The 15,951-nt window shown below is 45.6% G+C and carries 8 protein-coding genes; 5 read left to right on the plus strand and 3 right to left on the minus strand.

What is annotated here, in order from left to right:
- Positions 1–35 precede the first annotated feature (35 nt).
- From PXH59_RS01545 to PXH59_RS01555, 3 genes are all read right to left on the minus strand, one after another.
- Positions 36–3,275, minus strand: coding sequence for a non-ribosomal peptide synthetase (locus PXH59_RS01545; RefSeq protein WP_285810010.1), 3,240 nt, complete (start codon positions 3,273–3,275; stop codon positions 36–38).
- Positions 3,276–3,728: 453 nt separating this feature from the next.
- On the minus strand, positions 3,729–5,363 hold the full coding sequence (locus PXH59_RS01550; protein ID WP_285810011.1) for a cyclic peptide export ABC transporter: 1,635 nt from the start codon (positions 5,361–5,363) through the stop codon (positions 3,729–3,731).
- Positions 5,364–6,199: 836 nt separating this feature from the next.
- On the minus strand, positions 6,200–8,935 hold the full coding sequence (locus PXH59_RS01555; RefSeq protein WP_285810012.1) for an alpha-L-rhamnosidase: 2,736 nt from the start codon (positions 8,933–8,935) through the stop codon (positions 6,200–6,202).
- A 659-nt stretch (positions 8,936–9,594) separates the two neighbouring features.
- Here PXH59_RS01555 and PXH59_RS01560 point away from each other — a divergent pair.
- The 5 genes from PXH59_RS01560 to astE all read left to right on the plus strand — a co-directional run bounded on the left by PXH59_RS01560 (position 9,595) and on the right by astE (position 15,855).
- Entirely contained in the window at positions 9,595–10,806 is a 1,212-nt protein-coding gene (locus PXH59_RS01560) for an aspartate aminotransferase family protein (RefSeq protein WP_285810013.1), read from the plus strand.
- 23 nt (positions 10,807–10,829) lie between these two features.
- Complete coding sequence (astA, locus tag PXH59_RS01565; protein WP_285811845.1) at positions 10,830–11,858, plus strand: arginine N-succinyltransferase; 1,029 nt, start codon at positions 10,830–10,832, stop codon at positions 11,856–11,858.
- Positions 11,859–11,948: 90 nt separating this feature from the next.
- Complete coding sequence (gene astD / locus PXH59_RS01570; RefSeq protein WP_285810014.1) at positions 11,949–13,469, plus strand: succinylglutamate-semialdehyde dehydrogenase; 1,521 nt, start codon at positions 11,949–11,951, stop codon at positions 13,467–13,469.
- Complete coding sequence (gene astB, locus PXH59_RS01575) at positions 13,456–14,799, plus strand: N-succinylarginine dihydrolase (RefSeq protein ID WP_285810015.1); 1,344 nt, start codon at positions 13,456–13,458, stop codon at positions 14,797–14,799. Before astD ends, astB begins: the two co-directional genes overlap by 14 nt.
- A 12-nt stretch (positions 14,800–14,811) precedes the next feature.
- Positions 14,812–15,855, plus strand: a complete 1,044-nt coding sequence (gene astE / locus PXH59_RS01580) for a succinylglutamate desuccinylase (RefSeq protein ID WP_285810016.1) — start codon at positions 14,812–14,814, stop codon at positions 15,853–15,855.
- The last annotated feature ends 96 nt before the right edge of the window (positions 15,856–15,951 follow it).

The raw sequence follows: 15,951 nt of genomic DNA on the forward strand, positions 1-15,951 counted from the left end.
GGATTATCACCACTTAAAACAAAGTAAATTAAAATCTAATTCATTGATTTATAAATATCTTGTAGGGATTCTGAATCAAATTGCCCTAATAGAGAGTCGATAATGCATTCTTCAAGTTGACAGAGGGTTGGGTGGGAAAACAGTTGATGAATAGATAATTCAACATCAAATGTTTGTTTTATTTGCGACTGTAGCTGTAGTACTAGCAGGGAATGTCCGCCCAATTCAAAGAAGTTGTCATAGCGGCTTATCCGATCCAGTCCCAATAACACTTGCCAAATGACGGCCAACTGCTCTTCCGTTTCGCCTTCTGGAGCCGCATATTCACGACTTGACATGGCCGCATGATCGGGAGCAGGCAGGGCCTTGCGATCGAGTTTGCCATTCGGGGAGAGAGGAAACGCCTCCATCACCACAAAGGCAGTCGGTATCATGTAATCGGCGAGAGTTCGGCTTAATTGCTCACGCAGTTGAGTAATGCCCGGTTTGCTATCCTGATTTGGGATTAAATAGGCAACCAGCCGCTTGTCATGGGTTCCATTTTCACGGGCAACAACCACCGCTTCACGAATGCCTGCACACTGGGTCAGACAGGTTTCAATTTCACCTAGCTCAATACGTAATCCGCGAATTTTGACTTGAAAATCATTGCGTCCCAGATAGGCGATACTGCCATCCGGTAGCCAACGTCCCAGATCGCCGGTTTTATACAGACGAGCATCAGGTCCGGCATTGAATGGGTCGTTAATAAAACGTTCAGCGGTCAATTCAGGCAGGTTCAAATAACCACGGGCAACACCCACTCCACCGATATAAATTTCCCCCGCCATACCTATTGGAACGACTTCTCCGTGGGGATCGAGAATATAGATTCGGATATTGGCAATAGGATACCCAATCGGCACCTGCCCGATATAGCGACCCGGAACACACTGCCAGGCCGTGACATCAATGGCTGCCTCCGTGGGACCATATAAATTATGCAGTTCGCTGTGAGGCAAGTGGGACAGACAGTGTTGTTGCAAGGCATAAGGCAGTGCTTCCCCACTACATAAAATCTGGCGCAGGGAAAGGCAGCGTCCGGCCGGAATATCATGAAGAAAACTTTGCAGCATGGAAGGCACAAAGTGGATCGTCGTGATTTGACGGCTTTCTATCTCTTCCAATAAATAGTGCGGTTCTTTGTGACCGCCGGGGCGAGCCATCACTAATTGGCCCCCAACCATCAGGGGAAGGAAGAATTCCCAAACAGAAACATCAAAACTGAACGGCGTTTTTTGTAAAACGCGATCTCGCGGGGTTAATTGATAAGTATCCTGCGCCCAGAGCAAACGGTTAACCACACTGCGGTGCTCATTCATCACGCCTTTGGGGAGTCCGGTTGAGCCAGAGGTATAGAGGACATAGGCCAGATGACGCGATGTCAGCCCTAAATAAGAGGCTTCCAGGTTATCATCATCCTGACGGGCAAGATTGGCCTGAACGGTGGGATTATCTAAAAACCAGACCGGCATTTCGGTCACGGGCAATTGTTCTTGCAAGCCATGATGGGTCAGCAGAACCACAGGTTCGCTGTCTGACAGGATATAAGCGAGCCTGTCTGTGGGATATTCCGGATCGAGGGGCACATAAGCCGCCCCCGCTTTCAAAATCCCCAGCAAACTAATGACCATATCCAAACTACGTACCATGCAAATGGCGACGCGATCATCTGGATGAATTCCTGCAGCGACAAGAGCGTGAGCTAGCTGGTTAGCCCGCTGATTCAATTCCATATAACTGAGTTGCGTATTCCCGTACAGCAGTGCAATGGCAGTTGGGTTGCGTGCGGCTTGTTGCTCAACAAATTGATGGATTAAGGCGTGTTGCGGGAAGGGATTATCCGTATTGTTAAAATCATGAAGGAGTTGCTGACGTGCCTGTTCATCCATCAATGGTAAACGATCAATTGTCTGTTGTTCGTCGTCTACCATCGCTTCCAGCAGAGTCAAGAGGTTCTGCATAAGCTGGGAGATGAATGCGGCATCAAATATTGCAGTGTCATAATAAAAGGTATAGCCGATATGATCACCGGCTTCTAAGACATTTATCATCAATGGAACGGGGACATCGGCATAGAGAGGATAGGGGAAGGGCCGCAACTCTGCATTTCCCCACTGTACCGTGACATTGTCATCTTCCGCCATCCAGAGGGTGGTGAGATCACCCGTATATCTGGCTTTCTGGAATATCATGACCGTCTGGAATACGGGGTGAACGTCTGCATTGCGTTGCAGTTTCAGTTGTTCCAGTATCCTGGAAAACGGATATTTCTGGTTTTCAATCCCCTGTCGGATGGTCTTCGTCGCTTGAGTGATATGTTCCTGTACGGTCATATCCCCGTTTATCTGGCAGCGTAAAGCCACCGGATTGATAAATTCGCCGACTAATTTTCCCCAACGAGCACGGCCTCTTCCCGGCAAAATAGAACCGATAATGACATCATCGACTTCGGTATAACGGCTCAGAAGAATTTGGTAGGCAGCCAGAAAAACAGCAAACAGGCTGTTATCATATTTTAGCGCCAATGCTTGCAGCTTACGCGTCAGTGACTTGTTAATGATTTTCTTTAACGATATTTTTCCTGTGGCGGGCAAGGTGCTGTTTTTCGGTGGCCATTGCAATACGGCTAAATCGCCTGACAGGGTGTTTTGCCAGAATTGTTGTTGTTTTTTGGCGCTGGCACTTTTCAGCCATTGTTGTTGCCATTCCACATAATCGTGGAAACTATTTTCTGGTGCGGGTTCCAGGGGGGTTGCAGAAAGCAGAGCATCAAGTTCATCTAACAGTATCCAATAAGACCAGCCATCAACGGCCAGATGATCAAAGGTCAAGACCATGACGCTTTCTTGTGGATTGCGTTGATACCAACTGGCATAAACCCGCAGCGGTTCGGTGAGATCAAACCTATGCCAGCAATCCTCCTGAACACGCTGTTTAAGCGTTTCTTCGCTAAGATATTGGGCATCATGTATTGTCAGTGTGATGTTAGCGCTGTTTGCGATGCAATAGCCTAATTCGCCGGGGTATAGTCCAAAACTTGCCCGCAGCATCGGGTGTCTTTGTACCAGTTTATTGAGAGCTTCTTCTAAACACGTAGCCGTTAATCCTTTAATGTGAGCGCAAAATGCACTATTATTTTGACCGCGTTTATCCGGGGCAATTTGATATTGAAACCAGCGGCTGCGTTGAGCTTCTGATAAAGGGAATGATTTCAATTTTTCAGGGTAATTCATTCTATAGCTCCCTTTTTATGGGTACATTAAAAATAAAAACATGAGAACTGATAAAACAAGAAATCACACTTGGGTTTACACAATAAAAAGAGCTGACCATTCTAATAAAAAAGAACAGTCTTATTTTTATCTTTATTTAATCTCTTCTTGTCGCTGAGAAGATTATGTTTATTACAAAATTAGATAATTTCACATTAAATAATCCTATTGCACATTTCTAATAGTTTTTTTCTAATGTGTCTAATTTTATTAGATACCAATCCAACTTCAATATAAGGCCTCGCGTCGTCTTGCGGATTACAACTTGAAGTTTATCGAGTATAGGTATTATGTGATAAATTTTATTGCCATTGGTGATTTTTTTGTTCACTTTGTTGCTCAAGCTTTTTTGGGGGTATAAAGTGAAATAAGAGCCTGTTTTATCAGGCTCTTTGCAATAAGCTTTATTTCATTTTATTGAATGTCATGGTCCTTATGATCAACTTCTTTAATATGACCATCCTCTAATTTAATAATGCGGTCAGCTATATTAAAGTAAGCATCATCATGACTAATAACCAGGACAGTTTTACCTCTGGCTTTTAATTCTGGCAGAAGTTCAGTATAGAATAAGCGTTTAAATACAGGGTCCTGATCGGCTGCCCACTCATCAAACAGATAAATAGGACGATCTTCCAGATAAGCTGAAACTAAAGCCAGTCGTTTCCGTTGACCTGCGGAAAGATTTGTGGTGGAAAATTCGCCATCAACGATTTTAACTTTGTGTGCCATGTTTAATGCTGCAATATAATGTGTTGCTTTTTCGGTGACATTCGCATCGCTGTTGAGTAACTGCTCAAACAGATGGTAATCAGAAAAAACGGCCGCAAAATGCTGGCGATAATGTTCATTATTCGCTGATGTTACTTGCACACCATTTAATGAGATAGTACCGGATTCTTGCTCAAACAGGCCAACAAGCAACATGGCGAGCGTTGTTTTCCCACTGCCATTCCCACCGACGATAAAAACAATTTCGCCTTGCGATATTTTCAAACTTAATGGACCGAGTGCAAACTGGCGATCTTCTTTATCTGTTGTGTAATGGTGGACAACCTCTTTCAGTTCAATCTCGATGGCTTGTTGCTTGCTAAATGGATTCGTGCCTTCAATGTGTACCGCCAGGGCTTCATCCAGTTGGCTGTCAAGACGCCGCATTTTATTCAATGAAACTTCCGCTTCTCTCAGCTCTGGAATTGCTCCAATAACTTCACTGATTGGGCCTGATAAGAAAAGAACAAGCAGCGATACAGTCACCAATGTTGCTGGTTCCTGGGGAAGCCAAATCGGGACAACAAAAATAATAATACCAATCATGGCATAAAATGTAACAGAACTGGCATTAAGCACCCAGGCATAGCTGGAGTTCGCTTTAACACAGATCTCCTGGAATACTTTGGCGGCAGGCGCAATCACTTTGCTAATGAAAAGATGACCTTTTTGTTTATTGAGTTGCAGCTCTTTACTACCATCAATCAGGCTTTGGAAATTAAGGTATATTTTATCTATTTGATCACGCATATCTGTCATTAATTGTAATGGATATTTTTCCCACAGATAAAACACATACATTCCGATAAGGCTGAGTGCCGCTAAAATGAGAAACAGTTGCCAGGACATCCAGGCCAAATAACTAAAACAGGCGATGATTAGGGTGATATTACCAAAAACGGAGGGGGCCAACATAAAGGAATGTACAAAAACATCGACATCTTTTGTTAAAACCGCCAATAAACCGTGCCGCCCAAGTTTATGCAGTTTTTGGAGTGGTGCCCGCAAAATTTTATTACTTAAACTTAGGCGTAATGAAAAAACCGTGGATTGGGCTAAGTGAGATAATGTAATTTCTGACACGGTTTTAGTAATAAAAAAAATAAAACAGATGCCAAAAAAGCTCCAAAGAAATGTAATCAGGTTAATCTCTTCTGTGACGCCTTGACTGATCATCCCGACTATCGAAGCACCGGCAAACCCACTAATTAATGCGCTTATTGTCGATACCAACAGTAATACCCAAGATTGACGATATAAATAAGCTATTAGAGTCATAAAAAAGCCATTGTCGAAGGTTATAATTAATATGAAAATTCATCTATACCAATCCAACTTCAAGATGCATGTTATATTTCCCCGCGCAGCGGGGAAATATAAGGCCTCGCGTCGTTTTGCGGATTTCAACTTGAAGTTTATCGAGTATATCTGCTTACTCAATCCACTATAGTTATTTTTTTCTTATAAAACTGCAAGTGTGATTTATAATATGGCGATATTAATAAATATCATCGTGATAAAGATTATTCTTAATGTGAATGGTAACTATACGTGATTACATAGATGGATTATTTGGTCGTGTATTCAATCCGTTGCGTGAACTTTTTCCCGATGAGCTGAATGTTGATGCCCTGCATCGCCTTTACCGTGTTTTTTGACGAGTTCAGTTTGCTGACAAAATCAACATGTTATTTCAATCGTCGCCATTTAGTCCCTCTGAAAAAAGAGCGATCATGCACAATCATCAACGGGTTGGATATGTGACCGGAACTTTTACAAGAAAATGATTTTCATATCCAACGCATTAAATTACACCCAAAGCGTCTTCGCCAATTATCTGGATTCATCTAACCGCAACGATGAAGTCGTAATCCACCGCTTTTGCTACATGATGAACAATAAACTAAGAGAAAATACGTCCGATTTGCAAGGTGCATCCGTGCAGCTTAACGTCAATAACCTCATCATGTCGCCTCCTGCTGTGGAAAAAAAACGCGCTTCTACTGCTATGACTGCAGCATGTTTTCCACGGCCAGTTATCGCTGATAACAACGGGTATCCGGCACCGCTGGCGGCTCGCTCTCATGTTGCCGTCGGTATATTCTGTTCGCTGTTTATTCCCCAGACCTGCTACTGGTATCCAAAGAGAAACGGTAACTTCCCGACCCGATTTCCAGACGATTTCTACGCCCTGAAATGTCGGGGTGGATCATGTCTTCGGGTATATTATTACCGTCAAGCTTCCAGTCTCCCTGTGTTTCCGGCAGCTCTGCCTCTGCGATACAATTTGGCGGAATTTTCACATCCCACAAAAGACAATCTTTATCAAATCGCCAATGGCTCACTATCTCACCGACATGAGCGCGGTACGACGCTTTGCAAAAACCGATCTTACGGTTTGTGAGTGGCCGTAAACGAAACTTCCTGCCAGCGGAACCCGGTACAATTTCGATACCCGCCACGCGGGCAAATAGGAATTCCCCGACTGCACCGAGCGCATAGTGATTTAGCGAATTCATGTTAGCACTTTGGAAGCCGTTTTCTGGTGTCCAGCCGTCCCAACGCTCCCAGATGGTTGTCGCACCATTGCGAATAGTGAAACCCCACGAGGGGAAAGTCTCTTTCATAAGCAAATCATATGCAATGTCGGCGTGACCATACTCGGCAAGAACGGGACAGATAAGACGGATCCCATGAATACCGGTCTGAACATGACCTCCTGTTTCCTCAATGGTGCGCAACAGATGCGAAATCGCTCTCACGCGGGTGGGTTCATCCAGCAATGTGTAACTGATCGCCATCAGATACGCAGTCTGTGTATCGCTTTCCAGCACGCCATCATCAGACACAAAAGCTTTTTGGAATGCGTGGCAAATTTCACGATGCATCGCCGTAAAACGCGCCTCATCCTGCCGTCTGTTCAACAGCCTGGCTGTACATGTCATGATATCGGCCATATGTGCCCAGTAGGCGGTGCTGAATAGAGGTTTCGATGTCGTTTTGCCAAGGCAAAGCCAATCTCCCCAATTGCTGAACAGAGCCTTGCAACGGATATAGCTGGGATTGTTTCGCTCAATGAAATCCATCCAGCGAACCATACCACCATAATTGCGCGCTAAAATATCCACGTCACCAAACTGCTCGTAAATTCGCCAGGGCAGAATGACGCCCGCGTCTCCCCACCCTGGTGCACCGCGCGGCGGCAGGGGTGCAAAACGGGTATAAACAATCGAAGGCGCAACGTCTGGAAAGACACCATCATTCGTCTGTGCATCCGTAATGTCCAATAGCCACTTATCGAAAAACGAGGATGTGTCCAAATTATAGGCCGCCGTATTGAAGAAAACCTGAGCGTCACCCAGCCAGCCCATCCGTTCGTCACGCTGGGGACAATCAGTGGGAACGGATAAAAAATTATTGCGCTGTGTCCAAACAATATTGGATTGAAGTTGATTGAGCATCGGGCTACCGCTGGTGAACGATCCTGCAATCGGCAGATCGGAATGAACAGCAATGCCGGTTAAATTTATCTTTGCCACGTCAAAATTCTCAGGTGCCGACAGCGCGATATATCGATAGCCATGAACGGTAAATCTGGGTTCAAAAACCTGTTGCCCGCCCTTTGAGATATAAATGTCCGTAGCTTGCGCAGAACGGAGATTGGCTGTGTACAACGTGCCGTCAGGTTGCAGTGCTTCACCGTGGCGCAATACGAAAACGGCATCGTGCGGCGCGTCCAGTTCCATTCTGGTAATTCCGGCAATATTCTGGCCTATATCGAATATAAATTCGCCATTCTTTGTCTTATGCAAAAGCCTTGCTGCAAATTGAGATGTCTTCCGAATTGGACAGCTACGCGCTGCATTAAGCACCGGCGGCTGCGGTAAAACGTCCAGGGTTTGCGAATTCCACCAGTCTTGATCGTCAAAATCAGGGCAATCCCAACCTTGCTGTTCCAACCGTGCGTCATATTTTTCTCCAATCAATAGGTCAGAATAAATTATTGCTTCGTTGGCGCATTTCCATTGCGGATCCGTGACGATAAAATTGACGTTATTGTCTTTATCCTCGATATGTAATTGACAGAGAAAAGCCGGACGAGAACCGTAATGACTGCCGGCACGTTTGTGATTAAGGGCAACACGCCCACAATACCATCCCTCTCCCACAATCGCGCCAAGCACGTTGTGTCCCTCACACAGCAGGCTGGTGACGTCATAACTTTGATATTCAATACGTTTATGAAAGTCGGTCCAGCCAGGGGCCAACACTTGATCTCCCACACGCTGACCATTGATGCGAAATTCGTAAAGACCCAGTGCAGTAACATAGGCTGTTGCCCGTTTTATGGGGGTGGACAGCACGAACTCCCGCCGATGGTAATCTGCGGGTAGGGCGGAATATGGGTTATCATACGGTGTGTCTTGAGGTGGGGTACGCCCGTCAGGGGGAAAGAATGAGCGCGTGATCCAACCGGCTTTCCAATCGGAGGGATCCATAAGACCGGTAAACAACATCGCCGGATCAGCAAATTTGGACACGGCACCGGTTTCATCCCAGACCTGTACTGACCAATACAAGACTTGATCGGATTTCAGTACCTTGCCTGCATAGGGAACCAGCACGGAATCAGTTGCTTCGATCCGTCCACTATCCCAAAGTTCTCCCACTCCATTCGCCACCGCTTTTTTGTCGGTGCCAACGATAATACGGTAAGCAGTCTGTCTTCTGTTTCGCCCTGTACCTGCCAGCCCCCATGTGAAGCGTGGCTGATAGGTATTGAGTCCCTGAGGTAAGAACAGGTGTTCGCATCTAAGATCGATTGGATAAAAAACAAGTTGACTGAACAATGGGGCGTCTCCTTTAAACGCTTTTGTTTATTGCACGGCAGGGAACATGGCATCCATTCATTGCCGGCCATCCGCTTACGTTTGGCCGGAGCATCCCTGAGTGAAACCACTTCGCACCCATACTTGGTTTTATCTTGTATGTTCATCGGCCGAAGTCGCCCTGAGCATTCACATTCATTAAAAATGGGTACAAAAATTTATAACAAATTGATTTTAAATAGTAATATTGTTTACTAGGATAAAAATCACTAATTGCAAATACATTTTTAAATTTATGGGTATAACTTATAACCATTATTTTGAATAATTATTAAACAGAAAGACATCATTTCCGCTGTCCTCAATTCCATTCCTCTTTTTATTTATTTTTTATGCATAAATAATGCATAAATTGAAAATAAAAGCATTTTTATAAATTGTGAAAAACATCATAAAGTAAATTAATTGTAATTTTATTGTATTGACTTTGTTAAATCTCAAAGGGATTATGAGGGCAATTCACGATCAAAACAGATAAAAAGGAATCCTGTAATAATGTCATTGGGAGCTTCTCGAAACAGTGAATTTTTAACTTGAATAAGATCAATTATTAAAAGTTAAATTTAATGATATATAAAATTGCTCTTATTTTTATACCTTAATCATTTGAGGAAAAACAAATGCCGAACATGATTCAAAGAAATTGGTTTGACCAGTATATGGTTCCCTGTTTTTCGCCGGCAGATTTTATCCCGGTTGTCGCCAAAGGCTCGCGTGTCTGGGATCAGAGTGGTAAAGAATATATTGATTTTGCCGGTGGAATTGCGGTGAATTCACTTGGACATGCCAATGATGAATTAAAGAATGCATTAAATGTTCAAATGGAGAATATGTGGCATATCGGAAATGGCTATACCAATGAACCTGTTTTAAAACTGGCGAAAGCTCTGGTTGAAAATACATTTGCCGATAAAGTTTTTTTCTGTAATTCCGGGGCGGAAGCGAATGAAGCCGCATTAAAAATTGCCAGAAAATATGCGCTGGATAAATATGGAAATCATAAGAACGAAATTATTTCATTTGAGAATTCCTTCCACGGCAGAACATTATTTACTGTGACTGTCGGAGGGCAACCTAAATATTCTCAAGATTTTGCGCCATTGCCGCAGCAAATTACTCACCTGCCCTTTAACGATATTGATGCTATCAAGGCTCATATATCGGAAAAAACCTGCGCTGTGATTGTTGAACCGATCATTGGGGAAGGCGGGGTGATCCCTGCCGAGCCGGCATTTTTAAAAGTATTGCGGGAGTTATGTGATCAACATCAAGCGTTGCTGATTTTTGACGAAATCCAAACGGGTATAGGCCGCACCGGGTATTTGTATGCCTACGAGGGGGTTGGGGTAGAGCCGGATATCTTGACCAGTGCCAAAGGGCTGGGTGGAGGATTCCCGATAGGTGCCATGCTGGTCAGGCAACATATTGCAGAGGCTTTCCAACCAGGATCACACGGCACAACATTTGGCGGAAATCCGCTGGCGGCAGCTGTTGCTAACAAAGTTGTCGAGTTGGTGAACCAACCGGTGTTTCTTGCCGGGGTGCAAGAGCGTCACCATGAATTTATGAGGCGGATGTCCGAGATTAATCAACGTTATCAGGTATTCAGTGAGTTGCGTGGCAAGGGGTTATTGCTAGGGGCAGAGTTGGTTGAAAAATATCAGGGCAAGGCGAAAACCCTGATTAATATCGCTGCGGAAGAGGGATTGATTGCTTTGATAGCCGGCCCTAATGTGTTGCGTTTTGCGCCTGCGTTAAATATCGAACAGCAGGATATCAATGACGGTTTCATCCGCCTTGAAAACGCCCTCAAGCGATTTGTTCAGGAATAAAGCCGATTTGAGGTGATATCATGATGCTATTTAGATCCGTTCAATATGAAGATTTGGGGGATATCCTCAATCTTTCGTCCCGTGCAGGAATTGGCCTGACGACCTTACCCAATAATCAGGAACATCTGACGTCACGGATTTCACGCAGTATTGATTCTTTCAACGATGCAAAGGGACGAGCACAACAAGGATTTTTATTTACCCTGGAAGATACGGAAAAGCATCGTGTTGTTGGTGTGAGTGCACTGGAAGTTGCTGTTGGGCTGGAGGAACCTTTTTACAATTTTCGCGTACACCGATCAGTGCGGGCGTCCCGAGAATTGGGTGTTTATAACACATTTGAAACGCTGATTGTCGGGCAGGATTATACCGGATGCACTGAATTGTGTACGTTGTTCCTTGATCCCGATTACCACGGGGGAGGCAATGGTGTTTTTCTTTCCAGAAGCCGCTTTTTGTTTATTGCCGCCTTTAGGCATTTGTTCTCGAAACATATTTTTGCCGAAATGCGTGGTATTACGGATCAACAGGGCGAATCGCCATTTTGGAATGCGCTGGGGAAACATTTCTTCAATGTCTCCTTTGCGGAAGCTGATTACCTGACCGGCATTGGTTCCAAAACGTTTATTGCAGAGTTGATGCCATTTCACCCCATTTATGTCCCCTTGTTGCCCGAAGAAGCGCGCCAGACTATTGGTCAGGTACATGAAAATACGCTGCCTGCCCGCGCTATTCTGGAAAAAGAGGGTTTTGCTTATCACGATGCGGTCGATATTTTTGATGCGGGCGCCATCCTGGATGCTGAGATTGATAATGTACGCACTGTCAAAGCCAGCCGGCTTGTGCATGTTAAAAGATGCGATCAGGTTTCCCGATCACCGGACGGTGTACAATGCATTGTCTCGAACCTGAATTTTCAGGCGTTTAAAGCACTCCTTTTATCTGTTTCTGAATCTCTGGATAGCGATGAATTGTGGCTTACCTCCGCCGAAATGGAGGTGCTGCATGTGGATGATGGCGATCCGGTACGCTTCGCTTCTCTTTTCTCTTAGCTGTTTTCACAATTAGCTGTTTTCACAATTAACTGTTTTCACAATGAACAGCTTTGTCATTAAGCGCTGTTGCAATTGAGGAATGTCACAATGAATCATCAAGCAAATTACATTGGCGGTGAGTGGATAGCAGGGCAAGGTCTGCCTGTCGTTAAATATTCTCCTGTCGATCAACAGATTTTATGGCAGGCGAATGGCGCTTCTGTCCATCAGGTTGATGAAGCCTGCCAGACTGCCCGCAAAGCATTTCCTGCATGGTCTGGATTGGCGGTTGAAAAACGGATTGCGATTATTCAGATATTTGCTGATTTGCTGACCCAAGAAAAAGACACGATTGCCCAAGTGATCAGTGAGGAAACCAGTAAGCCTTTGTGGGAAACACGGATCGAAGTCCAATCTATGATAGGCAAAATAGCCATTTCAATTGAAGCATGGGAACAGCGAACGGGGTATTCCGAAACACCGATGCCAGACGGAAAAGCGATATTACAGCATCGTCCCCACGGCGTGATGGCTATCTTCGGTCCCTATAATTTTCCGGGGCATTTACCGAATGGACATATTGTCCCTGCGCTCATTGCCGGTAATACATTGGTGTTCAAACCCAGTGAATTAACGCCGATGACGGCGGAGAAAACCGTGGAATTGTGGATTCAGGCGGGATTGCCTGTTGGGGTGCTGAATTTGGTGCAGGGGGGCAAAGAGACCGGCGGGGCTTTGCTGGATAATCGTGAAATTGATGGAGTGCTGTTTACCGGTAGTGCGGCAACGGGATTTCATTTCCATCGTCTATTGGCCGGTCAGCCAGAAAAAATGCTGGCTCTGGAGATGGGCGGCAACAATGCCCTGATTGTGGACGATTATGATGATATTGACGCTGCGGTTTACACGCTTATCCAATCGGCATTTATTTCCGCAGGGCAGCGCTGTACTTGTGCCCGGCGGTTGCTGGTGAAGCAAGGGGAGAAGGGCGATGCGTTGATCCAACGGTTAGTTGGTGTGGCAGGCCAGATTGTGCCCGGCCATTGGAATGCTGATCCTCAGCCTTTTATCGGTGGGGTCATCTCTTTGGCGGCGGCGGAAAGTTTGCTGCAAGCTCAAACCAAGTTGCTGGATTTAGGGGGAAGCGCTTTGCTCACCTTAACGCAGCCTGATCCGCATGCGACCTTTATGACACCCGGCATCATTGATCTCACCACTATCTCCAGCAACAAAGATATTCCTGATGAAGAATATTTTGGCCCGCTGTTGACCGTGAAACGCTATACCACTTTTGATGAAGCCATTTCAATGGCAAATGACACCCGATTTGGGCTGGCAACCGGGCTAATCTCTCCTGACGCCAGCCTGTTTGAGAGGCTACAGCAAGAAGCGAGAGCGGGGATCGTGAACTGGAATAAGCCGCTGACAGGCGCATCCAGCAAGGCACCGTTTGGGGGGATTGGGGCATCCGGTAATCACCGTCCCAGCGCTTATTATGCTGCGGATTATTGTGCCTGGCCGATGGCTTCCCTGACGGCTGAAAGTTTGGTTTTGCCTGAAACACCAGCACCAGGGCTTAATTTTTTCATCAATCAATCGGATGTCAGAGGTGGTTATGTCAGGAGTTGAAGCAAATTTTGATGGTTTGGTGGGAATGACACACCATTACGCCGGACTGTCAACGGGTAATGAAGCCTCCATCAATCATCAGGGAAAAGAATCCAATCCTCGCAAAGCCGCACTTCAGGGATTGATGAAAATGAAGGCGTTGTCTGATATGGGGTTAGTTCAGGGGGTTTTGCCTCCGCAACAGCGTCCTGACCTGCCTGCATTGCGCCAGCTAGGGTTTACCGGCAGTGATGAACAGGTATTAAATAAAGCCGCACAATATTCTCCGTTATTACTGTCTAACCTCAGTTCCGCCTCTTCCATGTGGACGGCAAATGCGGCAACGGTTTCCCCTTCATCAGACAGTGCGGATCAACGTGTCCATTTCACGGTAGCAAATTTAAATAACAAGTTGCATCGTTCGCTGGAAAGCACCGTGACTTCACGTGCTCTGAAAGCCACTTTTTCTGATCAAAGCTATTTTGCTCACCATGATCCTCTGCCACAACATGCGGATTGGGGGGATGAAGGCGCGGCAAACCATAATCGTTTTTGTGGCGAATATGATCAAGCCGGCGTGCAGTTATTTGTCTATGGACGCAAGGCATTGCAGGAAGGAATTGCACCTAAGCGCTATCCCGCCCGACAGACACTGGAAGCCAGTCAGGCGATTGCTCGCCTGCATCAGCTTGCAGAACCCGGAACCGTATTTGCCCAGCAAAATCCCGCAGCCATTGATAGTGGTGTGTTTCATAACGATGTTATCGCAGTGAGCAACCGTAATGTTTTTTTTCATCACCAGCAGGCTTTTTTAAATCAGCAATCAGTATTGGCTGAATTGAGGGAAAAAATGGTTCGGCGTGGGCACAACTTGGTGGCGATTGAAGTGCCTACGGAGCAAGTCACCCTTCAGGACGCGGTCGAATCTTACTTGTTTAACAGCCAGTTGTTGAGCCAGCCGGATGGCGACATGATGCTGATTTTGCCGCAAGAGTGCCGCCAAAATCACAATGTCTCAGCTTATTTGCAAGCGTTGGTAGCGAAAGGACATTCTCCCATTAAGAAGCTCCATTTTTTTGACTTGCGGGAAAGTATGCGCAATGGCGGTGGGCCGGCTTGTTTGCGACTCAGAGTGGTGTTGAACGAACAAGAGTTGGCGGCGGTAAATCCAGCGACCCTGATGACACCAGAACTGTATCAACGGCTGACCACATGGGTTGAACGCCATTATCGGGATTCCCTGTATGTCGCCGATCTCGCTGATCCACAGTTATTGAGGGAAACTTATTCTGCCCTTGATGAACTGACACAGATCCTCAAATTGGGTTCGATTTATGCGTTTCAGAATTGATCGGGAGATGAAATGGATTTACTGACTTTATTGTTTGAAAACAAAATCGAAAATCACGTGTGTTTTCCGCCAACGATTCAGTCATCATGGTTGGCGGAAGGGGTATTACAGCTATTACCGCAAAGATCGCCACAAGTACAACTCTCATCCTCGCAAGAAAACTTTGCCGATGCGTTGATTATTTCCGCCGGAATTCATGGTAATGAAACGGCACCTGTGGAAATGCTTATCCAGTTATTGTCACAACTGGCGCAGGGAAAATTGCCATTGCAACATAATCTCCTGCTGATATTTGGCAACTTATCCGCCATGCATGCCGGGCAACGGTATATTGATCATGATCTCAACCGTATGTTTGGTGGTCGTTATCAAAATTTTCCTTTGGGGAATGAATCGAAGCGTGCGAGGGTGCTGGAATCTGTTATCCGGCAATTTTTCAGTGAACCGGCGGTGATGGCGTCAACGAAATATCGGCACTTCGATCTTCACACCGCAATCCGAGGTTCTTGCCACGAACAGTTCGCCCTGTTGCCCTATCAGGCGCGTGAATATGCGGCGGATTTTTTACAATGGCTGGAACAGAGCGATCTTGATGCGTTGGTATTTCATAACTCAGTCGGGGGAACGTTCAGTCACTTTACCAGCGAGCATTTCAACGTAGATAGCTGCACGTTGGAAATCGGTAAGGCGCTGCCTTTTGGACAAAATGATCTGGCAAGGTTCAGCAATATAACCACTGCCTTGCAGGATTTGCTCGCCGGTTTGCCTTCCGGCAGACGGGCTAAACCGGCGCTTGAACGCTATCGTGTGGTTGATGCCATTATCAAACAACATGCTAGCTTTCAGCTCAATATCCCGGAGGAGACGAAAAACTTTACTGAACTACCGTCAGGTTTTGAAATCGCCCGCCAGCAACATCAATCGTGGAAGATTGAATCTCCGGCAAACTTTATTTTGTTTCCTAATGCCCATGTTGCTGTTGGGCTACGGGCAGGGCTGTTGTTAGAGAAATTAACCTCATCAACTCATAAAACAGCAAGCCGTAGAGGTGATTGATGACGGGAAATAACTCACTTTAAGAGAACTTAGCCAGATCCTGAATACCATGAAAAATGCCTTTCTGGCATCGGTTTCATCATAACAAAGATGAGG

The organism is Xenorhabdus bakwenae (assembly GCF_030272115.1).
In the GTDB taxonomy this organism is placed as follows: Bacteria; Pseudomonadota; Gammaproteobacteria; order Enterobacterales; family Enterobacteriaceae; genus Xenorhabdus; species Xenorhabdus bakwenae.

Bases quoted from the DNA above. Each gene is read 5' to 3' on its own strand.
- PXH59_RS01545 (WP_285810010.1), bottom strand. From the start codon at position 3,275: ATGAATTACCCTGAAAAATTGAAATCATTCCCTTTATCAGAAGCTCAA.
- PXH59_RS01550 (WP_285810011.1), bottom strand. From the start codon at position 5,363: ATGACTCTAATAGCTTATTTATATCGTCAATCTTGGGTATTACTGTTG.
- PXH59_RS01560 (WP_285810013.1), top strand. From the start codon at position 9,595: ATGCCGAACATGATTCAAAGAAATTGGTTTGACCAGTATATGGTTCCC.
- astA (WP_285811845.1), top strand. From the start codon at position 10,830: ATGCTATTTAGATCCGTTCAATATGAAGATTTGGGGGATATCCTCAAT.
- astD (WP_285810014.1), top strand. From the start codon at position 11,949: ATGAATCATCAAGCAAATTACATTGGCGGTGAGTGGATAGCAGGGCAA.
- astB (WP_285810015.1), top strand. From the start codon at position 13,456: ATGTCAGGAGTTGAAGCAAATTTTGATGGTTTGGTGGGAATGACACAC.
- astE (WP_285810016.1), top strand. From the start codon at position 14,812: ATGGATTTACTGACTTTATTGTTTGAAAACAAAATCGAAAATCACGTG.